This window comes from Nocardia sp. NPDC003726 (genome assembly GCF_053586955.1).
The window spans coordinates 31,659-52,087 of the sequence record NZ_JBSFNF010000009.1 but is presented as its reverse complement, the minus strand read 5'-3'; the positions used below and the strand labels follow the sequence as shown (position 1 = coordinate 52,087).

At 70.1% G+C, this 20,429-nt stretch carries 20 protein-coding genes; 11 read left to right on the top strand and 9 right to left on the bottom strand.

Annotated elements, in window-relative coordinates; all coding sequences use genetic code 11:
* Positions 1 to 19: 19 nt before the first annotated feature.
* Both ACWDMM_RS14375 and ACWDMM_RS14370 read right to left on the bottom strand, forming a co-directional pair.
* Positions 20 to 1,039 carry a zinc-dependent alcohol dehydrogenase gene (locus ACWDMM_RS14375; RefSeq protein WP_449937732.1) on the bottom strand — a complete coding sequence of 340 codons (1,020 nt, stop codon included), beginning with the start codon at positions 1,037 to 1,039 and terminating at the stop codon, positions 20 to 22.
* A gap of 27 nt (positions 1,040 to 1,066) precedes the next feature.
* On the bottom strand, positions 1,067 to 1,756 hold the full coding sequence (locus ACWDMM_RS14370; RefSeq protein WP_195080197.1) for a TetR/AcrR family transcriptional regulator: 690 nt from the start codon (positions 1,754 to 1,756) through the stop codon (positions 1,067 to 1,069).
* Positions 1,757 to 1,899: 143 nt separating this feature from the next.
* On the opposite strand from ACWDMM_RS14370, the gene mptB reads away from it, so the two are divergent.
* From mptB to ACWDMM_RS14340, 6 genes are all read left to right on the top strand, one after another.
* Positions 1,900 to 3,582 (top strand): polyprenol phosphomannose-dependent alpha 1,6 mannosyltransferase MptB, encoded by a 1,683-nt coding sequence (gene mptB, locus ACWDMM_RS14365; protein ID WP_195080198.1) that lies wholly within the window; start codon positions 1,900 to 1,902, stop codon positions 3,580 to 3,582.
* Complete coding sequence (locus tag ACWDMM_RS14360; RefSeq protein ID WP_195080199.1) at positions 3,579 to 4,511, top strand: ABC transporter ATP-binding protein; 933 nt, start codon at positions 3,579 to 3,581, stop codon at positions 4,509 to 4,511. Before mptB ends, ACWDMM_RS14360 begins: the two co-directional genes overlap by 4 nt.
* A complete protein-coding gene (locus ACWDMM_RS14355; protein WP_195080200.1) occupies positions 4,508 to 5,299 on the top strand; it encodes an ABC transporter permease in 792 nt (263 codons plus the stop codon). The genes ACWDMM_RS14360 and ACWDMM_RS14355 overlap by 4 nt, the downstream gene beginning before the upstream one ends.
* A 66-nt stretch (positions 5,300 to 5,365) precedes the next feature.
* Positions 5,366 to 6,340, top strand: coding sequence for a COX15/CtaA family protein (locus ACWDMM_RS14350; protein WP_357207164.1), 975 nt, complete (start codon positions 5,366 to 5,368; stop codon positions 6,338 to 6,340).
* Between the two features lie 202 nt (positions 6,341 to 6,542).
* Positions 6,543 to 7,430: a universal stress protein gene (locus tag ACWDMM_RS14345; protein ID WP_357207163.1), complete on the top strand. Its 888-nt coding sequence runs from the start codon at positions 6,543 to 6,545 to the stop codon at positions 7,428 to 7,430.
* Positions 7,420 to 7,695 (top strand): hypothetical protein, encoded by a 276-nt coding sequence (locus ACWDMM_RS14340; protein WP_357207161.1) that lies wholly within the window; start codon positions 7,420 to 7,422, stop codon positions 7,693 to 7,695. Before ACWDMM_RS14345 ends, ACWDMM_RS14340 begins: the two co-directional genes overlap by 11 nt.
* 86 nt (positions 7,696 to 7,781) lie before the next feature.
* Here the strand turns inward: ACWDMM_RS14340 and ACWDMM_RS14335 are convergent, their stop codons facing one another.
* The 3 genes from ACWDMM_RS14335 to ACWDMM_RS14325 form a co-directional block, all read right to left on the bottom strand.
* Positions 7,782 to 10,016, bottom strand: a complete 2,235-nt coding sequence (locus ACWDMM_RS14335; RefSeq protein WP_195080204.1) for a serine/threonine-protein kinase — start codon at positions 10,014 to 10,016, stop codon at positions 7,782 to 7,784.
* A gap of 920 nt (positions 10,017 to 10,936) precedes the next feature.
* Positions 10,937 to 11,161, bottom strand: coding sequence for a hypothetical protein (locus ACWDMM_RS14330; protein ID WP_449937725.1), 225 nt, complete (start codon positions 11,159 to 11,161; stop codon positions 10,937 to 10,939).
* Positions 11,158 to 11,616, bottom strand: coding sequence for a DNA-directed RNA polymerase subunit beta (locus ACWDMM_RS14325; RefSeq protein WP_358213623.1), 459 nt, complete (start codon positions 11,614 to 11,616; stop codon positions 11,158 to 11,160). Before ACWDMM_RS14325 ends, ACWDMM_RS14330 begins: the two co-directional genes overlap by 4 nt.
* 519 nt (positions 11,617 to 12,135) lie before the next feature.
* On the opposite strand from ACWDMM_RS14325, the gene ACWDMM_RS14320 reads away from it, so the two are divergent.
* The 3 genes from ACWDMM_RS14320 to ACWDMM_RS14310 all read left to right on the top strand — a co-directional run bounded on the left by ACWDMM_RS14320 (position 12,136) and on the right by ACWDMM_RS14310 (position 14,366).
* A complete protein-coding gene (locus ACWDMM_RS14320) occupies positions 12,136 to 13,404 on the top strand; it encodes a helix-turn-helix domain-containing protein (protein ID WP_449937722.1) in 1,269 nt (422 codons plus the stop codon).
* Positions 13,405 to 13,543: 139 nt separating this feature from the next.
* The gene (locus ACWDMM_RS14315) at positions 13,544 to 13,798 is read left to right on the top strand and encodes a hypothetical protein (protein ID WP_449937720.1); all 255 of its coding nucleotides are present in this window, start codon (positions 13,544 to 13,546) and stop codon (positions 13,796 to 13,798) included.
* Entirely contained in the window at positions 13,737 to 14,366 is a 630-nt protein-coding gene (locus ACWDMM_RS14310) for a flavoprotein (protein ID WP_323123977.1), read from the top strand. Before ACWDMM_RS14315 ends, ACWDMM_RS14310 begins: the two co-directional genes overlap by 62 nt.
* A gap of 307 nt (positions 14,367 to 14,673) precedes the next feature.
* Here the strand turns inward: ACWDMM_RS14310 and ACWDMM_RS14305 are convergent, their stop codons facing one another.
* On the bottom strand, positions 14,674 to 15,465 hold the full coding sequence (locus ACWDMM_RS14305; RefSeq protein WP_449937717.1) for a transporter substrate-binding domain-containing protein: 792 nt from the start codon (positions 15,463 to 15,465) through the stop codon (positions 14,674 to 14,676).
* 3 nt (positions 15,466 to 15,468) lie between these two features.
* Positions 15,469 to 15,819: a hypothetical protein gene (locus tag ACWDMM_RS14300; protein WP_449937714.1), complete on the bottom strand. Its 351-nt coding sequence runs from the start codon at positions 15,817 to 15,819 to the stop codon at positions 15,469 to 15,471.
* Between the two features lie 61 nt (positions 15,820 to 15,880).
* On the opposite strand from ACWDMM_RS14300, the gene ACWDMM_RS14295 reads away from it, so the two are divergent.
* Complete coding sequence (locus ACWDMM_RS14295) at positions 15,881 to 16,846, top strand: quinone oxidoreductase family protein (RefSeq protein ID WP_449937712.1); 966 nt, start codon at positions 15,881 to 15,883, stop codon at positions 16,844 to 16,846.
* Positions 16,847 to 16,888: 42 nt separating this feature from the next.
* On the opposite strand, the gene ACWDMM_RS14290 is transcribed toward ACWDMM_RS14295, so the two are convergent.
* Positions 16,889 to 17,485: a TetR/AcrR family transcriptional regulator gene (locus ACWDMM_RS14290; protein WP_355153031.1), complete on the bottom strand. Its 597-nt coding sequence runs from the start codon at positions 17,483 to 17,485 to the stop codon at positions 16,889 to 16,891.
* Between the two features lie 90 nt (positions 17,486 to 17,575).
* Here ACWDMM_RS14290 and ACWDMM_RS14285 point away from each other — a divergent pair, with 90 nt between their 5' ends.
* On the top strand, positions 17,576 to 18,991 hold the full coding sequence (locus ACWDMM_RS14285) for an FAD-dependent monooxygenase (RefSeq protein WP_449937709.1): 1,416 nt from the start codon (positions 17,576 to 17,578) through the stop codon (positions 18,989 to 18,991).
* Here ACWDMM_RS14285 and ACWDMM_RS14280 read toward each other — a convergent pair.
* A complete protein-coding gene (locus ACWDMM_RS14280; protein WP_397068632.1) occupies positions 18,984 to 19,973 on the bottom strand; it encodes a heme o synthase in 990 nt (329 codons plus the stop codon). The two genes, ACWDMM_RS14285 and ACWDMM_RS14280, sit on opposite strands and share 8 nt — an antisense overlap.
* Between the last annotated feature and the right edge of the window lie 456 nt (positions 19,974 to 20,429).

Below are 20,429 nucleotides of genomic sequence, written 5' to 3'. Positions count from 1 at the left end.
GCGATTCGTCACAGGCGTTTCAGCGCACGGCGACCAGTTTCATCGGCGTCTCCAGCAGCGCGTCCACCGCCTCGTCCCACGCTGCCGTCACCGTCGTGACCAGGGACGGATCGAAACGACCCGCCGCGACCAGATCGAGCACCTCGGGAATGACCGGGCGCACGTGCGCGCGGCCGGTGTGGAAGGTGCAGCAGCGGGTGTACATGTCCAGGATCGGCAGGGCGACGTCCTGCGATTGCACGCTGACGCTCGTGCACCAGCCGTCGTACGCCGCCGCATCGATCGCCGCGCGCAGCGCCTTCGCCCCGCCCGCCGCCTCCACCACTATCGGGAACCGTCCGACCCGCGCGTCACGCGGGCCTTCGGTCGCCTCCGCGCCGAGCGAGCGGGCGATCTCCAGCCGCTGGACCGAGTCGTCGAGATAGACCACGCGGGCCGAGCCGAGGGCGGCCGCGAGCCCGGCGGCGTACAGGCCGATCGACGGCGCGGCGGGGCCGCCGATCACCAGCACTTCGGCGGCCGGATCGGCGGCCAGCTGCGGGCCCACCGAGCGGTAGGCGTCGGGGATGTTGTCGCTGGCGCTGGCCACCGCGACCGGGTCGACACCGGACGGCAGGCGCACCAGCATGGCGTCGGCATGCGGCACCAGCGCGAGGTCGGCCCACAACCCGCCCCAGTCCAGCCCGCCCATGGCGCCGAGACCGAAACTCGACAACCGCGGATGGCTCGTGCAGTTCCCGGTCCGCCCGCGCAGGCAGGCCCGGCACGCGCCGCACGAGATCTGGAACGGCACCACGACCAAGTCGCCCACCGCGACCTCGCGTACCTCCGGCCCCGCCTCGACCACTTCCGCGACGCCCTCGTGCCCGAACGGATACGGCCCCGGCAGCGGGAACGCGCCGCGCAGGACGGCCGGATCGATGTCGCAGGTGGCCAGCGCGACCGGCCGCACGAGCGCCTGGCCGGGCCCGCTCAGGACGGGGTCGGGGTGTTCTTCCCAGCGCATCGCACCGGGGCCGGTCAGCATCAGACGCTTCATCGTCCGAGTGTCGCTAGAACGTTCTTTCTAGTCAACGGTTTCCGCCGCATCGTGTTGCTGCGCTGGGATTTCCGGAAATTTTCCGGATGAGGGCGCCGCCCCGGCCTGGGTGTCGACGGCACCGTCCCGCGCCGCGACAGCGCCGATCCCCGCCGCCGCGAAGGTCGTCCGGATCAGCCGCTCCATGGACTTCGCCACCGTGCGCAAGGGTGCGTCCGATTGGCGGATCCGGGCCAGGATGGTGGCGCCCTCGTAGGCGGCGACCACCGTGGCGGCCAGTTCGGCCGCGTCTTCCCCGCCGAGGCCGAGTTCGGCGAGCAGACCGGCGAACGCCTGCTCCATCGTGTCGAAGGCGCGCACGCACGCCGAGCGCACCGCCGCCACATCGCTGCCGCCGTCCAGCGCAGGCGTGCCGACCGGACATCCGTCGGTCCACTGCGAGTCCGCGAGCTTGCCTGCCATGAATTCGAACAGCGTGGCCAAGGTGGCGAACACGTCGGTCGGCGCCTGCCGGATCATCCGGCCGGTCAGCACGCCGGTCCCGGTGATCGCCGCGACCGCGATCTCCTCCTTGCCGCCGGGAAAATGGTGGTAGATCGAGCCGTACGGCAGTTCGGCCGCCTCGCTCAAAGCCTTCAGACCGAACCCGTGATACCCGTGCCGCGCCAGCAGCCCGGAGGCGGCCACCTCGATCCGCCGCCTGGACTCCGAAACCATGCGTCGATTGTGCCGCCTGAGCCGGGCGGGTCCGGGCGAAACGACCGGGTCCGTTCGCAGTGCGGGATGCGCCGCGCGAGAGTCCCTGGCACCCAGACCCGCCGTCACCGTCGTCGGCGCGCAGTGCAACTAGGCTTCGTTGCGTGGCGGTACTGGACGGCGCGCGGCGCAGGACACTGGCGTTCGGGCGCCGGGCACTCGGACTCGACGTGCCCGCGGCCGATCACACGATCGCGGTGCTGCACCGCGACGAGTCGGAAGTCCCCGGTCTCGATCGCAAGGAGCTGGCGCAGCTCGACCGGATCCGCCTGATGGGCGCGACCGGCACGGTGCTGATGGCGATCAGCGCGCTGGGCATCGGCGCGCAGCCGGTGCACCAGAACCCCACGTCCGGCGTGCGCGTGCTCGGCATCTTCGCTCGTGCCCACACCGGCTCGCTGGCCATGTGCATGACCGGCACCGTCGTGGTCGTCCTGGCCTGGCTGCTGCTGGGCCGGTTCGCGGTGGGCGGCATCGGCGGCTCCCCCGTCCACCGGCTGACCCGCTCGCAGCTCGATCGCACGCTGCTGCTGTGGCTGATCCCGCTCAGCGTCGCTCCCCCGCTGTTCAGCAACGACGTCTATTCCTATCTGGCGCAGAGCGAGATCGCCGCGCGCGGCATCGACCCCTACGAGGAAGGCCCGGTCGCCGGGCTCGGGATCGACAACGTTCTCACCAACAACGTCCCGACCATCTGGCGCGACACTCCCGCGCCTTACGGTCCGCTGTTCCTCTGGATCGGCCGTGGCATCGCCGAGCTCACCGGCGACAACATCATCGCGGGCGTGTGGGTGCACCGCATCCTCGCGCTCGGCGGCGTGGCATTGATCGTCTGGGCGCTGCCCCGGCTGTCGGTGCGCTGCGGCGTCGCGCCGGTGAGCGCGCTGTGGCTCGGCGCGGCCAACCCGCTGGTGCTGTTCCACCTGGTCGGCGGCGTGCACAACGACGCGCTCATGCTCGGCCTGATGCTCGCGGGCCTGGAGTTCTGCCTGCGGGCCATCGAGGACACCCACCCGTTCGACGGCCGCGCCTACGCGTGGCTGATCGGCGGCGCGATCATCATCACGCTGTCGTCGTCGATCAAGTTCACCTCGATCATCGCGCTCGGTTTCGTCGGCATGGCGCTGGCCCGCAGGTGGGGGGCGTCGCTGCGCACGGTCGCCGTCGCCGCCGCCATGCTCGGCGCGATAGCCATCGGCACAACGCTTTTCATCAGCTCGGTGAGCGGCCTCGGCTTCGGCTGGATCTACACGCTCAACACCGCGAGCGTGGTGCGCAGCTGGATGTCGCTGCCGACGGTGCTGGGCATCATCACCGGATTCGGCGGCGTGCTGCTCGGGCTCGGCGATCACACCACCGCGCTGCTGAGCATCACCCGCCCGATCGCCGCGCTGGTCGCGGCCTTCTTCACGGTGCGCATGCTGGTCGCCACCGGCACCGGGCGGCTGCATCCGGTGGGCGCGCTCGGCGTGGCGCTGGGCGCGATCGTGCTGCTGTTCCCGGTGGTGCAGCCGTGGTATCTGCTGTGGGCGATCGTGCCGATGGCGGCGTGGGCGACGCGGCCGGTGTTCCGCGTTCCGGCGGTGGCGTTCTCGGCGATCGTGAGCGTGATCCTGATGCCGCGCGGCGCCGATCTGGAAGTGTTCCAGATCGTGGGCGCCGCGATCGCCACCGTGATCGTCGGAGTGCTGTTCATCGTGATCACGCGCAATTCTCTGCCGTGGCGCGGACAGACGGGGGTGTCGGCTCCGTCACAGGTGCCCACCTCCTACGGTGTGAGATCGTGAACGCACCCTCCGGACCCGCCGTCAGCGTGGACGGCGTCGTCAAGCGTTACGGCGACACCACGGCCGTGGACGGCCTGACCTTCGAGGTGGAACCGGCGCGGGTGCTCGCGCTGCTCGGCCCCAACGGCGCGGGCAAGACCACGACGGTGGAGATGTGCGAGGGATTCGCCGCGCCGGACGCGGGCACGGTGCGCGTGCTCGGCCTCGATCCCATCGCCGATTCCGAACGGCTGCGGCCCCGCATCGGCGTCATGCTGCAAGGCGGGGGCGCGTATCCCGGTGCGCGTGCGGGCGAGATGCTCGACCTGGTGGCCGCGTACTCGGCGGAACCGCTCGACCCCGACTGGCTGCTGCGCACCCTCGGCCTCCAGGACAACCGCCGCACCCCCTACCGCCGCCTCTCCGGCGGCCAGCAGCAGCGACTCGCCCTGGCCTGCGCGCTGGTGGGCAAGCCGGAGATCGTGTTCCTCGACGAGCCCACCGCGGGGCTGGACGCCCAGGCCCGGTTGATCGTGTGGGAGCTGATCGACGCGCTGCGCCGCGACGGGGTGACCGTGGTGCTGACCACGCACATGATGGACGAGGCCGAACAACTCGCCGACCAGCTGGTGATCATCGACCACGGCCGTATCGTCGCCTCCGGCACCCCGGCGGAGGTCACCGCGCACGGCGCGGCCGGGCAGCTGCGCTTCTGCGCGCCGCCGAAACTGAACCTGGAACTGCTGGCCAACGCCCTGCCCGAAGGGTTCGCGCCCCGGGAGACCACCCCGGGCACCTATCTGGTGGAAGGCGAGATCAATCCGCAAGTGCTCGCGACCGTCACCGCGTGGTGCGCGCGCATGAACGTGCTGGCCACCGACATCCGGATCGACCAGCGCCGCCTCGAGGACGTCTTCCTCGACCTGACCGGACGGGACCTGCGCGGATGAGCGAGCACGACCGGACCGCCAACCGCTTCGCGCCGGGCACCTTCGCCCCCGCCCCGCGCCCGAGCGGCCGCGCCGCGATGCTGCTCGCGCAGACCAGGCTCGAGCTGATCCTGTTGCTGCGCAACGGCGAACAACTCCTGCTGACCATGTTCATCCCGATCACCCTGCTGGTCGGCCTGAGCCTGCTGCCGTTCGGCGACCTCGGCACGCACCGGGTGGACAAGATCGTGCCCGCGGTGATGATGGTGGCGGTCATGTCCACCGCGTTCACCGGTCAGGCCATCGCGGTCGGCTTCGACCGGCGCTACGGCGCGCTCAAGCGCCTCGGCGCGACGGCGCTGCCGCGCTGGGGCGTCATCGCGGGCAAGAGCGCGGCCGTGCTCATCGTGGTCGTGCTGCAAGCGGTGCTGCTCGGTCTCATCGGCTTCGCGCTGGGCTGGCGGCCCGAACCCCTCGGCCTGCTGCTGGGCGCGGCGGTGATCGCGCTCGGCACCGCGACGTTCGCGGCCATGGGCCTGCTGCTGGGCGGCACACTCAAAGCCGAAGTGGTGCTCGCGCTGGCGAACATCCTGTGGTTCGTCATGCTCGGCGTCGCCAGCATCGTGTTCGCCTCCGAGGACCTGCCCACGGCGGTGAGCGTGCCGGCCCGCCTGGTGCCGTCGGGGGCGCTGGCGGAAGCGCTGGAAAGCGCGATGCACACCAGCGTCGACTGGTTCGGGATCATCGTGCTCGCGGTCTGGGGCGCGGTGGCGGGCGTCGCGGCCACTCGCCTCTTCCGCTTCCACTGAGCCGCAACGACGAAATGTAGTAGACCGGGTGCGGCGGCCGGATCGGGCCCGGCTACCATTTTCGACGTGCTGTATCGCGCGTTCTTGCGACTCGTCGACAAGCTGCCGCTGCCCTCGTCGCGAGTGCAGCGCCTGATCGCGCTCGCGGTCATCCTCTCCCAGGCGGGCATCTCGGTGACCGGCGCCGTCGTGCGGGTCACCGCGTCCGGTCTCGGCTGCCCCACCTGGCCGCAGTGCTTCCCCGGCAGCTTCACGCCGGTCGCGGTGTCGGAGGTCCCGGCGATCCATCAGGCGGTGGAGTTCTCCAACCGGCTGCTCACGTTCGTGGTCACGCTGTGTGCGGCCGCGATCGTGCTGGCCGTGACTCGCGCGCGCCGCCGCCGCGAGGTGCTGGTGTACGCGTGGCTGATGCCGGGCGGCACCGTCGTGCAGGCGATCATCGGCGGCATCACGGTGCGCACCGGGCTGCTGTGGTGGACCGTCTCGACGCACCTGCTGGCGTCCATGGTGATGGTGTGGCTCGCGGTGGTGCTGTACGCGAAGATCGGCGAACCCGACGACGGTATCGACACCGTGCAGGCTCCCGCGCCGCTGCGCTGGCTCACCGCGCTGGCCGGTGTCGCGCTCGCCGCCGTCCTGATCGCGGGCACGTTGGTGACCGCCGCAGGACCGCACGCGGGCGACAAGAGCATCGAACGCCCCGTGGAGCGGTTGCAGGTCGAGATCGTCACCTTGGTGCATCTGCACTCCCAGCTGCTGGTCGGCTACCTCGCACTGCTGATCGGCCTGGCCTTCGGCCTGTTCGCGGTCGGCATCGCACCCGCCGTGCGCACCCGCTTGTTCGTGCTGCTCGGCCTGGTGTGCGCGCAAGGGCTGGTCGGCGTCGTGCAGTACTTCACCGACGTGCCCGCGACGCTGGTCGTCGTGCATGTCGGCGGTGCCGCGGCGTGCACCGCCGCCACCGCCGCGCTGTGGGCATCGCTGCGCACCCGGGAACGAGTGGCCGCGCCGAAGCCCGACCCGGCGACCCGAGCCGCCTGACCCGCACCGGCCCGGCACAGGCGGCCGGGCCATCGGCGCGACGGTCCTGCGGGCGATCGCCCGGTTCGCTCGGTGGCTCCGGCTTCCACCGCCCGGTGAAGGTCTTAGGTCCCCATCATCGGGGGCCACCGACCCCGGTGCCGCCGCTGGTGTCGCTGCGAAGGTGAGAGCCGACCCTGTCGCAGCGGCCATCGGAGATGAAATGAGCACACCAGCCGACCGTCGGTCGATCATCGTCGGAATCGACGGCAGCCCGACCGCTGTGGGCGCAGCGCGCTGGGCCGGAGCCATCGCGAGCCGGCAGCACGCCGCAGTGGTGTTGCTGAGTGTCGTTCCGGCGCCGGATTACCAGCTGACGTCCTACTCCCGGGCCGAGGCCGATCTGCTGCTACCCGAACTCCGAGCGGTGGCGAAGCAGAAGGTCGAGCAGGCGAGCGCGGCCGTGCGCGCCGAGCAGCCGGAGCTGGAGATCCGCCAGGTCGTGGAGGACGGCAAGCCCGCACGCGAGCTGATCGCGCACAGCGGGGACGCGCGCATGGTCGTCGTCGCGGCCAAATCCCGAGACCGGCTCTCCACGCTGCTGCTCGGCTCCACCGCGCTCACGGTCGCGAAGAAGGCGGCCTGCCCGGTGACCGTGTGGCGCGGGAGGCTCGACCAGCCGCGGCCGGACACGCGACCGGTGCTCGTCGGCGTGGACGGCAGCCCGGGTGGGTCCGCCGCCGTCGGCGAGGCGTTCGAACTGGCGTCCGCGCTGGGCGTCGAAGTGACCGCCTTGCACGCGTGGAACGACCCGGACCTGCTGCAATGGACCCCGGTGCCCGACACGTGGAGCGCGCTGGCCCAGCAAGAGGAGCAGCTGCTGTCCGAGCGGCTGGCCGGATGGTGCGAGAAGTACCCGGACGTCACCGTCACCAAAGTGGTCGAAAAAGCCACGCCCGCCCAGGCACTGCTCGAGCATGCCGAAAAGGCGCAGCTGGTGGTCACCGGCAGTCGTGGGCAGAACCGCCTGACCGGACTCCTGCTCGGCTCGACGAGCCAGAACCTGCTGCATCATGCGGCGAGCCCGGTGGTGATCTGCCGTGGACAGTAGGACAGCGGACGCCGGCGACGGGCCATTGCTCCGCACGCCGCTGGTCGAAGGCCACGACGTGCGCCTCGCGCCCCTCGGACCGGTCGCGGAGGTCCTGGGCTTGACGATGGTGGTAGCCGTGCTCGCCGCCTTGTCGAGGATTCCCGCGTGGACGTCGGATTACGGCGTCATGGTGATCGCCGCCGTCATCCTCTATCTCGCGGTCGCGACCGGGCTGGTGCGCTGGGGCGGCGAGCACCGGCGCGATCGGCGCCGCGACACCTGAATCTCGCCACTGAGCCCGCTCGCGGGATCGGTCGCTCGTCGGGCGCGCCGGCGCATGCCTCTCTTGGTCGCGGGCCGGGGCGCAGATCAGCGCACGCTCTCCGGAGCCCTCCCGACCACCCGCTGAAGCGCCCGCAAGTCCGCGTCGAGCGTCCGGAACAGCCAGTACACGGCGACGAACGCGAGTCCGCCGACCGCGCACAAGCCCAGCACCGAATCGCGCACCAGCGGAAGTTCCTCGGGTTCCAGCAGGCTGAAACCGGCCAGCACGCCGACCAGCGGCACCGACGCCGTGACCGCGAGATAAACCGTGGTTCTGCGGCGCAACGTGCGGATGACGCCGGAGTCGTGCGCCGTCGTGCGGCTGTAGCGCAGATAGACCGGATAGACACACCGGACGATGTAGAACGTCGACAGGAAGAACGTGTAGGCGACGGAGATCACCGCCGCCATCAGAACGGTCGTCGCCGCGTGGACCACCAGCCGCGCCGGGAGGTCGGTGAGCCACAGGCACAGGAACACTCCGGTCACCGTGGCCGTGATCCCGGTCTGGAAGGTGTTCAACGCACACATGTCTCCCCAGAACAGGGTTCGCGACCGCACCCGCGCGAGCAGTGCGTCGTCGTAGCGTCTGCCCGCGCGTAAGCCGCGCGGAACCGCCAGTAGATCACGCGACATCAACGCGTAGATGACGATGGACAGCGGCCCCGCGACCAGCACGAAGACGAACACGCCCATGTTGAGCTGCCAGTTCGTGTGATCGGGCAGGCGCTCTCTGATCAGTTCCTGCACGTGCACCGCCATATAGATCGTCGCCAGGCCGACGCCGACCAGCGAGGACAACCACAGGACGGGAGTGGGCCTGCGCGCGAGCCGGGCGCGCCAGCTGCCGGGGGCCGGATAGACGAGATCGCGGGCGCGCTGCTCCAGGCACAGGTCCAGTTGCTGCGCCAGTTCGGAGCCGGACGAGTAGCGGTCCGCGCGGTCGGGCGACAGGCACTTCAGCAGCACGCGGCGCAACGCCATCGGGCAATCCGGCGGCAGCTGCGACAGGAACGCCGGATCGACGGGTTTGCGCCGCAGTTCGATCATGCGCGCCAGCGACGTCTGCGAATCGCCCGCCGAGGTCTCGTCCGCGAAGGGACGTCGTCCGGTGAGCAACTCCCACAGCATGACGGCCAGCGCGAAGATGTCGCTTCGCGTGTCCAGGTCCGCGGCGGTCACGGGCAGGTCGGGATGGCAGGCTTCGAGCTGCTCGGGCGACATGTACGCCAGCGATCCGCCGAAGTACGCCAGGGGGCTGGTGCCCCGGACGCGTTTGCTGAAGCTGACGTTGAAGTCGGCCAGCTTCGGAATCCCCTCCGCGCTCAGCAGCACGTTCGCGGGTTTGATGTCGCGATGCAGCACCCCTCGCTCGGACGCGTGCTGCAGCGCGTCCGCGAGCCTGCGCCCCAGCCACACCACCGTCTCCGGCCAGGTCAGGCCCGCGATCCGGAGCCGGACCGCCGATTCCGTCGGCCGCACCTCGCCTTTGTCGGCGAGCACCTGGTCGATGGCGTCGAGCAGCAGTTGCCCGCCGCGCCGCTCCTGCGGCGCTGTGCGCGACAAACGCAGCACGTCGAGCAGTGTTCCGCCGGGCAGGTACTGCATGTAGAGCAGCTTCAGCTCGCCGTCGGCGATGAGTCGCTGGTCGAAGATGCGCACGATGTATTCGTGGTCGAGCTGGGCGAGCGTCTGCGGCTCGTTGCCGTGGTTGTGCGAGATCTTGACCGCCACCAGCCGCTGCATCGACTGCTGCCGCGCGAGGTACACCTGAGCGAAGGCGCCGACCCCGATGCGCATCAGAAGGTCGAAATCGTCGACTCGATCGCCGACGTCGATGGCCTCCAGCGCGACCTGGGCGCTGGGACGAGCGATCATCGTGCTGCGGTAGTCGCTGGTGATCCGGTCGAGATCCGGATCGGCCGCCGTCGCGGTGGCGGTACCGTCCGAATCGGCGGCGTCGCCGTGGCCGCCACGGCGCATGGCGTGGAATTCCTCGTAGACCAGATCGGCCGGGAACGGAGCGCTGCGCAGCTCGGGGAATTCCGCGCGGTAGTCGATCAGCCGTTTGGGGAAGTGGTAGCGAAGCCAGCGGAACTCGAGGTCCACCTTGATCAATTCGATCAGCATCGTGTGCCGATCGGCCGGTTCGCGGGGCAGATAGGAGGACAGATCGGGCGGGAATCCCGACGCCCAAGCCTCGGAGAATCGCGCCACGGCGGCGGCGAGCGCCGCACGGGTCCGTTCCGCCGAATCGGCGAGATCGATCGGTTCGCGCATCGGTAGCTCGGAGTCAGCCGTTGCGGGTCAGCCGGCGGCTACACACGATGCGTCCTTGCCTCGCAGGTGTTCCACATCAGCTCCTTGACGTCGAATTACCCTGCTCAAGGGTATCGCTCCGCGCGCGGGTGTCGCGGCATCAGCGCAAACGCCTCCCGATGGATTGCTCAGCGGACGCTCGCGCCCGGCGTCCCGCGCTCGACTCGGGTTCGGTCGCCGTCCGCTCGTCCGAACTGCCGGGAATGGCAGCGCCGAGGCCGTGCTCGACCACTGGTATCCCGCTCATCCGGCTGGAACGGGCAGCGAAAACTCCCATGAGTAGAACGCGCGCCGCACCACCTAGTACACCGCTCGCACGTCGCACGGCACCGGGTATGCCCGGCAAACCTCGACTTCGGAGGGGCGGCGGGGCCAGCGCTCGACCTGGAGACCACGATCCGTCTGCGAGTACACCCGGGCGGTCGACGGAAGACCGGCCGACAGTGCGGACGCGGGGCAGCGCCGAGAACACCGGAAGCACCGCGCCCGTCGGCCCAGTGAGCGTATCGCTGAGAAACAGCGCGACAGGGATGGCGAGACCACCCAGAAGCTCGGACAGGGCGACAGATCGGACGCCAGGCAGCGCCCCGAGAACGCCGGAAGCACCGCGAGCACGCCCGCCGCCCCCGTTGGCCCAGTGAACGTAGCGCTGAGAAACAGCCCAACCGGGACCGCCCATAAGCAGGGTGACGCGACGAGTTGGGCCAGGACGGGAACCGGACGCGGACCGCCGGACCTGCGTCAGCGCCTTCCCATCCTGGCCCAGCCGAGCGGCACGACGATGCGGCCGGGTTCCGGTTGCACGGGCAGCGCGACTTCCCGTCAAGCCCGTCTCGGCGCTCGGAGACGCGGCCGCGTCCACTCCCCGGCTGACCCACTGCTCACGGGTCGAGGAACAACCGCTCGTTCGGCAGGCGGGGCAGGCCCGTCGGATCGTCCGGGAGCACCGTGGCCGCGTCCGCATAGTGGCGGGAGCGCCACTCCTGGACGAAAAGTGCGGCAGCGCTCGCACAGGCCGCGAAGCTCAGGCGCACGTCGTGGAATTGGACCGAGACATGGACATCGGGCTCTTCCGGGCGCGGCGACCGCTGCTGCGGCCCGGTCACCACCGGCGTCCCGCGCGTACCCGGATCGCCGCGACGACGACCGAACCCGACGGCCGGAACGTATCGCGCGGCGGTTCCACCCACACGCGGAAGCACGGCGACCGGTCGGCGGGCGACGGCAGGGCGATCTGCGCACCGCGGCGCGCGACCGACACGTCCAGCCGGAACAGCTCGGCGAACAAGGCGACTTCGTCGGGCAGGTCCGGCCGTACCAGATAGGTCCAGCGCTTCGAGCGAGGATGCGAGATGATCGGCCCGAGCGCGGACCGCCGGAGCTGCAACAGCGCCTTCACCTCCTGGCCGAGCCGAGCGGGCATGGTGATCGCGCCGACTCGGCCCGCGGGCACGATGATGCGGCCGAGTTCCGGTTGCACGGCCGCCGGAAGCCCGCACTGTCGGTAGAAACGGCACCGGCTGGCCGGGGTGTCGGCCGACGGGTGGCACGGGTCGCTCACCGCGTGCCCTCCCGTACCGTGCCGGGACGATCGAGCCGGTGCGCGGCCACCGTGCGCCGCTCACGTCCGCGCAGCGGTCGCGACGCCACCATGTCGAGGCGCGGTTGGCTGCGATCGGCGACTCGCGGACGGCGACGGCGAAGTCGATGTGCGTGGCACTGGACGACTCGCGCCCGGAAACCGTTGCGAGACAGGTGATCCGGTAGGGATAGCGTGGAGCCGGGCGCGGACGCCGACACCGCGCGAATGGCACCGAGCTCATTTCGATCACCGATCGCCACCGTCGCGATCGCGTCACCGTGCCGCTTCACGAACGTGTCGTTCCACGCGAAATCGACTGCCACTCCCCGCATCACGTTTTGCCTTCCCCTGCTCATCGCGTTGTGAGCACCCGCGCCTGTCGCGCGACCGTTGTCGCGCGCACCGACGTGCCCGTCCCGAGGGCGAGTGCTCGCGACAGCTTGGCGGGCTGCCGAACCCGCGTTGTCCCGGTGCGGGACACCTGGCGGCGCGTCTAGCATGGGGTTTCGATCAGCATCCGGCGAGGGAGAGCCGATGAGCGAGGATCAGGGGAACGACGAGGGCCGGTACATCGGCCGACAGGTGCGTGCCATTCGCGCGCGCCGCGGGATCTCGCAGCAAGTGCTGGCCGATCGGGTCGGCGTAAGCCGGGGCGCGATCGCCAAATACGAGAACGGTGAGCGCCCCATCGATTCGCGGCGGACCCTGCACGCCCTCGCCCAAGCGCTCGGCGTCGCGGTCGGTGATCTGACCGGCGATCAGGACGACCGGTTCGACCCGTCGTCGGCCGGGTTCCACGCCGCGGTGCCCGCCATCGAAACCGCGCTCTGGACCCGGGGGGATACCACTCCGACTGCACCACCCCGCAGCCTCACCGAACTCGCGGCGACAGCACGTCATGCTGCGCATCTGCGACGCGCGTGCGACTACGCGGCACTCGGTCCGCTGTTGCCTGCTCTACTCACCGACTGCTATCGACACGCTCGTGATGCGACGGGAGCCGATCGCGATACTGCGTGGGACGTGCTCGCCGCGGCGTCGTACACGACAGCCGCGTCCTTGAAGGCCAGAGGGTACTCGGCGTTGGCTTGGACAGCAGCACAAGAGATCGAGCACGCAACCGCGAACATCGGTGGCACTTCGGGTTCGGCTACGGCAGCCTTCACTCGAAGCCAGATCCTGCTGTCCCGCCCCGGCTCATTGACTGCCGCGCTCGACGGCGCGACGAACGCTGCCGAGCGCCTCGGCCCGGAGGTGCGAAGCCGTGGCGAGATCGAAACCTATGGCATGCTGCACTTGCAGGCCGCGCTCGTTACCGCAGCGCTCGGCGGCGACCCTGACGACCACCTGAACGAAGCGAGCCAGCAAGTCACCCGGCTCGACGAGGTTCCCCCGGAAACCGCGACTCTCCGAAATCCGACGTTCGATGCCGCGAACGTGATCCTCTGGCGCATGTCAGCGGCAATGGAGAAACGCGAACCAGGCCAAGTCCTCGAACTCGCCCCCACCCTCGACCCGCAGACCATCCCCGCCGAAGGCCGCCGAGCCCAGTACTTCGTCGAGATCGGCCGCGCCCACGCCCTGCGCCGCGACTACCGCAACTCCCTGCACGCCCTCCTGCGCGCCGAACACATCGCCCCACAGCAAGTGCGCGGCATGACCCACGTCCGCGAACTCGTCGGCCACATGATGCGCACGGCCCACCGCAACCTCACCACCGGCGACCTCGGCCGCCTCGCCAAACGCATCGGCGCGGTCCCCTCCTGACACACCTGCGACTCCGGGCAACATATCCGTTGCGCCACAGTAGATTGCAAGACTTGCGCATCCGGCTTCGGCGGACCGGCGGCGGGCGACGAGGGACAGCGGTACTGCGTGACGCTGGAAACCGAAGAACGGCACCGGCGTGATCGAACCGGACGACGACGCCAACACCCTCGTCCGGTTCCACTTGTCGAATGCTCGCGGCGATCTGAACATCACCAAGATTGCCGAGGGCCTGCCGGTCGATGTCGAGATCGAATCGGCTCCTCCAGGGAAATTCGCCTGCCGCGCCGTATCGGTCCATCGAAGAGATCGGCCGAGTACCGAGAACGCCGGTGGCGGTGCTCGACGGGACTCGACCGGGCTCGAGCCGCCCTCCGGCGGCGTGGCACCATGAAAACGTGGACGCCAACGGAAATCCCGTGCTGTACGCCCTCGTCACCGGTTCGCCCCCCGCACGCGATGTCGGCAAGTTGATCGCCCTGGCACAGGCCGACGGCTGGGAGGTGTGTGTGATCGCCTCGCCGTCGGGAACCGGGTTCATCGACGTCGACGCGCTCCGAGCGCAGACCGGTTATCCCGTGCGCAGCCAGTACAAGGAACCCGGCACGCCGGATGTGCTGCCGCCCGCCGACGGCATCATCGCCGCACCGCTCACCGGCAATTCGATCGCGAAATGGGCTGCGGGGATCTCGGATACGCTTCTGCTCGGTCTGCTGGTCGAAGGGCTCGGCAAGGGCCTGCCGATCGTCGGTGTGCCGTACTCGAACCGCGCGCAGATCAGCTTTCCGGCGATCCAGGAGGGGATACGCAAACTGTCCGAGTGGGGCGTCACCATCGTGATCGGCGAGGGCGAGCCGCACGAGCGGGGCACCGGGGAGGCGCGCCTGCCCCTCTTCCCGTGGCAGGCGGCCTGGAAAGCGCTTCTCGAGCATCCACGCCGGGACGGGACCGCTCCGAGCTGACCACCGGTTTCGGCGACTCTCGCCACCGTCCGCCCGTTTCGCCGCCCAGCATCGCACATGGCCTGGATGGCCGGCCCGAGCTACTTGCCATCGCAGCCACCCTCCCCGCATGCCGCCCCTCGCCCATTGCCGAAATCGACAACCACGCCTGACCGTCGGCATTGTCCACCCCGCCCGGACGCGCACCAGCCCGCTCCGTTGCCTGCACTCGGGCGCGCTTCCCCGACGGCGTGGCGGCTCGCTCGGAACACCTCGGCCGGCTCCAGCTCGGAGGGCAGCGTCGCCTCGGGATAGTCAGCGCACGAACTCAGCCCACGGGGGCGTTCGGCCCGATCCACTGGTCGAACAGCCGATCCACGGCCCCCGTCGCGAGCTGAGTGGTCAAGTACGCGTCCAGCAAGGCCGCCAGGACAGGATCGTCCTTGCGCACCAACAGCACTTTCCCGAACGAGTCGAACGGCGCTTCGGGATGCAGCACTTGCAGATCCGGATGCTGACGGACGCGGTAGCGGCCCTCGACCGAATCGGTGACGAACACGTCGGCGCGGCCCTGCTCGATCTCGCCGAAAATCGTCAGATTGTCCGGCCACAAGGTGAGTTGCGCGTCGGGGAAGTGCTTGCGCGCGAAATCCTCGTTCGTCCCACCGCGATTGGCGATCACGCGAACGCCGGGACGGTTGATCTCCGCGACGGTCGAGTACGCCGCGCCGTTCGCGCGATGGGTGATCGGGGCCTTGCCGTCGGTGCCGTAGGTGATCGAGAAGTCCGCGAACGCGCGCCGCGACGGCAGGTCGGAGATGCCCCCGACCGCGAGGTCGCAGTCCCGTTCGGCGAAGTCGGTTTTCAGCGTCGCCCAGGTGACGGGCACGAACTCGATCGGACGGTCGAGCAGCGCGGCGAAACCGCGCGCGAGATCGACGTCCACCCCGCGGTGCTCCCCCGCGTCGTCCCTGAGCGAGTACGGCGGGTAATCGCCGGGCGTGCAGGCGCGCAACGCGTTCGGGGCCTGCGCGGCCGCCGGAATCGCCACGGCGGCGAGCACCGTCCACCCGGCGATCAGCACCGCGCCGATCCGGCCGGGCAGCGTCAGGCTACGCAACGATCACTTCTCGTTGCGCGCCTTGGGGAAACGGGCCTGCTTGGCGACCCAGCCCGCCATCTTGGCCCAGTGGCCCTTGCGCGGGGTGACGATCGAGGTGAGCTCACGATCCCAGTCGTCGGCCTCGGTGAGACCGTCGATCGTGGCGACCAGGTCCTTGGCCGTCTCCAGGTCCGGGACCACTCGGTCACCGAGCACACCGTCGGCGCCGACCAGGGTGACTCGCACACCCGCGCGACCGATCGGCTGGAGCACGGCCGTGGCGGAACGTCCGTGATCGGCGACGAACCCCTTGACCGACTCGACGAGGGCACCCGACAGCTTCTGCGGCGCCGTGGCGGTTTCAGCACTCATGGCACGCAGTTTACCGACCGGTAGGCACCGCGCCCGCCGCTCGGGTGTAGAACTGGATCTCATGCACGCCATTCAGGTTTCCGAACACGGTGGTCCCGAGGTCCTGAAGTACGTGGAGGTGCCCGATCCGCGGATCGCGCCGGATCAGCTCCTGGTGGACACCCAGGCGATCGGCATCAACTTCATCGACACCTACATCCGCACCGGGCGCTATCCGCAGGCGGTCCCCTACATCCCCGGCTCGGAGGGCACCGGCGTCGTCACCGACGTCGGCTCGGAGGTCACCGAGTTCGCGGTCGGCGACCGGGTGGCCTGGGCCGCCGCGCCGGGCAGCTACGCCCCGAAGGTGGCGGTCCCCGCCGCCGTCGCCATCCGGGTGCCGGACGGCGTCGAGCCTCCCGTCGCCGCGTCGGCCCTCTTGCAGGGCATGACCGCGCACTATCTGATCGAGTCCATCTACCGCCCGGAGCCAGGGGAGGCGGTGCTCGTGCACGCGGGCGCGGGCGGCGTGGGGCTGATCCTGACCCAGCTGCTCACCGCCCGCGGCGTCCGGGTGATCACGACGGTGTCCTCCGACGAGAAGGAGACGCTGTCGCGCGCGGCGGGAGCCGACGAGGTGCTGCGCTACGGCGACGGACTCGCCGACCGGGTGCGCGAACTCACCGACGGCGTCGGCGTGGCTGCGGTCTACGACGGCGTCGGCGCGGCGACCTTCGAGGCCAGCCTCGCCGCGCTGCGCGTGCGCGGCATGCTCGCCCTCTTCGGGGGCGCGAGCGGTCCGGTGCCGCCGTTCGACCTGCAACGCCTCAGCGCGGGCGGGTCGTTGTTCGTCACCCGCCCGACGCTGGCGCACTACACCAGGGACCGCGCCGAACTCACCTGGCGTGCGGGCGACGTGCTCGACGCCATCGCCAAGGGCACGCTGAACATCAGGATCGGCGCCACCTATCCACTCGCCGACGCCGAGCGAGCCCACCGCGACCTGGAAGGCCGCAAGACCACGGGTTCCATCGTCCTGCTGCCGTGAGCCGACGGCGGTGGGCGATCCGGCGGATCGTCCACCGCCGGATCAGTAGTCGCGGCCGGTGAGACCGCGATAGACGAAACGGGTCAGGCCATCCACGGCCTGCTCGTCGGTCAGTTCGACGTTCCCTTCCTCCACCGCAGCGAGCAGGCTCTGCGTGAGCAGGAACATCATCGCGAGGCTGGCGTCCGGCGTGCTCGGCAGCCGCAGTCCCCGGTCGGCGAATCCCTCCACGTGATCGGCGATGTCCGCGCGCTGCTGGACGCCGAACCGCGCGACCATCCGCGCGAATTCCTCGTTGACCAGCGCCGCCTGATTCACCGCTCGCAGCACGGGCGCGTGCTCTCGCGCGAAGGTCCAGTACCCGGCGATGTGATAGCGCACCGCGTCGGGGTCGCTGAAATCCGGGTTGTGGTCGGGACCTTCCGCGCGCTCGTCTCCCGCGGCCGCCAGATCGTTCAGCAGCGCCTGCAGCAGTTCTTCCTTGCTCGCGAAGTGGTTGTAGAACGACCCGGCCGCCCGTCCGGCGGCGCTCGTGATGTCGGTGATCTTGGTGTTCAGGTAGCCGCGCTCGGCGAACAACCGCAACGCCGCGGCCTTCAACGCCTGCTCGGTTTCGGCCGACTTCTCCTTGCGACTCATCGACACCCGCCTCACCTCCTTGACAACGCAACGTACCAAGCATAAAACTGAACTTGCATTCACTGAATTTCAATTCATCAGGAGTACGTCATGACACAGCTCGTCCTCGTCGCGGGCGCGGGACCCACCGGCCTCACCCTCGCCCTCGATCTCGCGCGCCGGGACATCCCGGTCCGGATCGTGGACAAGGCGGCCACGTTCTTCGCGGGCTCGCGCGGCGACGGCATCCAGCCGCGCACCCTCGAAGTGTTCGACGACCTGGGAGTACTGGACGCGGTCCTGGCGGAAGGAATGCCGACGCCGGTGATGCGCGTGCATCTGGGCGGCGAGTTCGTCACCGAACGGCGGATGAGCGAGCCCGTCGAGCCGACGCCCGCGGTCCCCTACCCGAACCTGTGGGTGCTCGGCCAGTCCCGCACCGAGGCCGTCCTGCGCGAGCGGCTGGCCGAGTTCGGCGTGCGGGTGGAACTCGGCACCGCGCTCACCGGCTTCACCCAGGACCACGACGGCGTCACCGCGACACTGGAACGCGACGGCACGCGGGAGACCGTGCGCGCCGCCTACCTGGTCGGCGCGGACGGCGGCAAGAGCACCGTCCGCAGGACACTCGGCATCCCGTTCGAGGGCAGCACCGACGAATCGCTGCGCATGCTGCTCGGCGACGTGCGCGCCGACGCGCTCGACCACGAGTTCGGCTACTGGTTCGCCGACGCCGACGAGCCGGTGCGGGGCATCGCGTTGTCCCCGCTGCCCGGTGGACGTCAGTTCCAGTTCGCCGCGCCGCTGACCGGCGACGCCGAGCCGAGCCTCGAGCTGCTACAGGAGTACGTGGACCGCTACTGCGGGCGCGACGACGTCACCCTCACCGACCTGACCTGGGTCACCGTGTGGCGCCCGAACATCCGCCTCGCGCGGCGTTTCCGCGACGGCCGGGTGTTCCTGGCCGGCGACGCCGCGCACGCGCATCCGCCCACCGGCGGCCAGGGCATGAACACCGGCATCCAGGACGCCTACAACCTCGGCTGGAAGCTGGCCGCAGCGCTCGCCGGTGACGACACGCTGCTGGACAGCTACGAAGCCGAGCGCAGGACCGTGGCCGCCCATGTGCTCGGGCTCAGCTCCGAACTGCTGGACAAACTGGTCGAGGGCGAGGAGGACGCGATGGAGCGCGGACCGGAGACCCAGCAGTTGAACATCAGCTACCGCGACCCGGCCGAGCGCGCCCCGCTGGCAGTAGGCGATCGCGCCCCGGACGCACCGGTGAAGGACGAGACCGGGCGGCCCGTCCGGTTGTTCGACCTGTTCCGGGGGCCGCACGCGACGGTGCTGTCATTCGGCGCGCAAGCGGAGGCGGGGCCGCACGCGTACGCGGTGGTGCGCCCTGGTCAGCAGGTGGCGGGACCGCACGTGGTGGACGTCGACGGGCACGCCCACGCGGCCTACGCCGCGACAGAGGGCACCCGGGTGCTCGTGCGGCCGGACGGCTACCTCGGCGCGCTCAGCTGAAGAAGCTGCCGACGGTGTCCCAGCCGAGCACCGAGTCCACGGCGAGGCCGCAGAACACCACGGCCAGGTAGTTGTTCGACTGGAGGAACAGCCGTAGCGGCTTCACCGACTCGCCGCGCCGCACGCCCGCGTACAGCTGGTGGGCCATGAGCAGGAACCACGCTCCGGCCACCAGCGCAACAGCCGCGTAGATCACGCCGGTGGCGGGGACCAAGGCGAGCGTGGTGAGCACGGTCAGCCAGGTGTAGACGACGATCTGCTTGGTGACGGTCCGCTCGGTGGCGACCACCGGCAGCATCGGCACGCCCGCCGCGCGGTAGTCCTCCTTGTAGCGCATCGCCAGCGCCCAGGTGTGCGGCGGGGTCCAGAAGAAGATGACGCCGAACAGCGCGATCGCGGGCCAGCCGATGCCGCCGGTCACCGCCGACCAGCCCACCAGCGCCGGCATGCAGCCCGCCGCGCCGCCCCACACCACGTTCTGCGAGGTGCGGCGCTTGAGGCCGAGCGTGTAGACGAAGACGTAGAACAGGATCGTTGCGACGACGAGCACGCCGCTGAGCAGGTTCGCCTGCCACCACAGCCAGGCGAACGAGCCGACGCCGAGCGCGACGCCGAACACGAAGGCGTTGCGGGTGGGCACCGCCTCCCTGGCCAGCGGCCGCTTGGCGGTGCGCTTCATGACCTTGTCGATATCGGCGTCGGCGACGCAGTTGAGCGTGTTCGCGCTCGCCGCGCCCATCCAGCCGCCGAACAGGGTCGCCAGGATCAGCCGGATGTCGATGGTGCCGCGGTCGGCCAGCAGCATGGTCGGGATCGTGGCGACGAGCAGCAGCTCGATGACCCTGGGCTTGGTGAGCGCGATATAGGCCAGCACCCGCCGCATCAGCCGGGACGGTAGGCCGGGACCAGTGAACCGGTCGGCCAGCGCCGTCGCGGAGGAGCCGTGCGCACCATCGCCACCCGGCTGTTGCCCAATCCGCACTGTCTCTCCTCGCACGCTGTGCATCGCATCCGGCATCGACCAGCAGTGCACTCCTCCCGATGGTTACGGGTGTGCCCGCGCCGGACTTCCGTCCGCCCCGGCGCCCCTCCGACCGGTGCGGCGCGACTACTACTACAAAGGATGGTAGACCCCCGCCGCGCTCCCCCCTCCCGTCGCCCCCGCACTACACCGCCGCAACACGACGCCCCCACGCACCACTCCGACCTTCCCCACCTCCCCGGTCCAGGGCGCTCCGGAACTCACGAGTGGCACATGCTGGAGGCAATCACGAGTACGCCTCTCCGTCATGTGCCGCGCACGCGCGAACATGCAGCGAAACCCGGCCCGGGAAACCAACACAGGGTTAATGGTGTGCCGGTCAGTGGGCACATCTAGGGTAGGTGGGTATACCCGGTCAGCACGCCGTAGCTGCCGCGCGAACTTCGCCGCTAGAAA

Excerpts from the sequence above, each read along its gene's own strand:
- ACWDMM_RS14355 (WP_195080200.1), top strand. The coding sequence starts at position 4,508 with ATGAGCGAGCACGACCGGACCGCCAACCGCTTCGCGCCGGGCACCTTC.
- ACWDMM_RS14370 (WP_195080197.1), bottom strand. The coding sequence starts at position 1,756 with ATGGTTTCGGAGTCCAGGCGGCGGATCGAGGTGGCCGCCTCCGGGCTG.
- ACWDMM_RS14375 (WP_449937732.1), bottom strand. The coding sequence starts at position 1,039 with ATGAAGCGTCTGATGCTGACCGGCCCCGGTGCGATGCGCTGGGAAGAA.
- ACWDMM_RS14345 (WP_357207163.1), top strand. The coding sequence starts at position 6,543 with ATGAGCACACCAGCCGACCGTCGGTCGATCATCGTCGGAATCGACGGC.
- ACWDMM_RS14290 (WP_355153031.1), bottom strand. The coding sequence starts at position 17,485 with ATGAGTCGCAAGGAGAAGTCGGCCGAAACCGAGCAGGCGTTGAAGGCC.
- ACWDMM_RS14300 (WP_449937714.1), bottom strand. The coding sequence starts at position 15,819 with ATGAGTGCTGAAACCGCCACGGCGCCGCAGAAGCTGTCGGGTGCCCTC.
- ACWDMM_RS14295 (WP_449937712.1), top strand. The coding sequence starts at position 15,881 with ATGCACGCCATTCAGGTTTCCGAACACGGTGGTCCCGAGGTCCTGAAG.
- ACWDMM_RS14285 (WP_449937709.1), top strand. The coding sequence starts at position 17,576 with ATGACACAGCTCGTCCTCGTCGCGGGCGCGGGACCCACCGGCCTCACC.
- ACWDMM_RS14335 (WP_195080204.1), bottom strand. The coding sequence starts at position 10,016 with ATGCGCGAACCGATCGATCTCGCCGATTCGGCGGAACGGACCCGTGCG.
- ACWDMM_RS14320 (WP_449937722.1), top strand. The coding sequence starts at position 12,136 with ATGGGGTTTCGATCAGCATCCGGCGAGGGAGAGCCGATGAGCGAGGAT.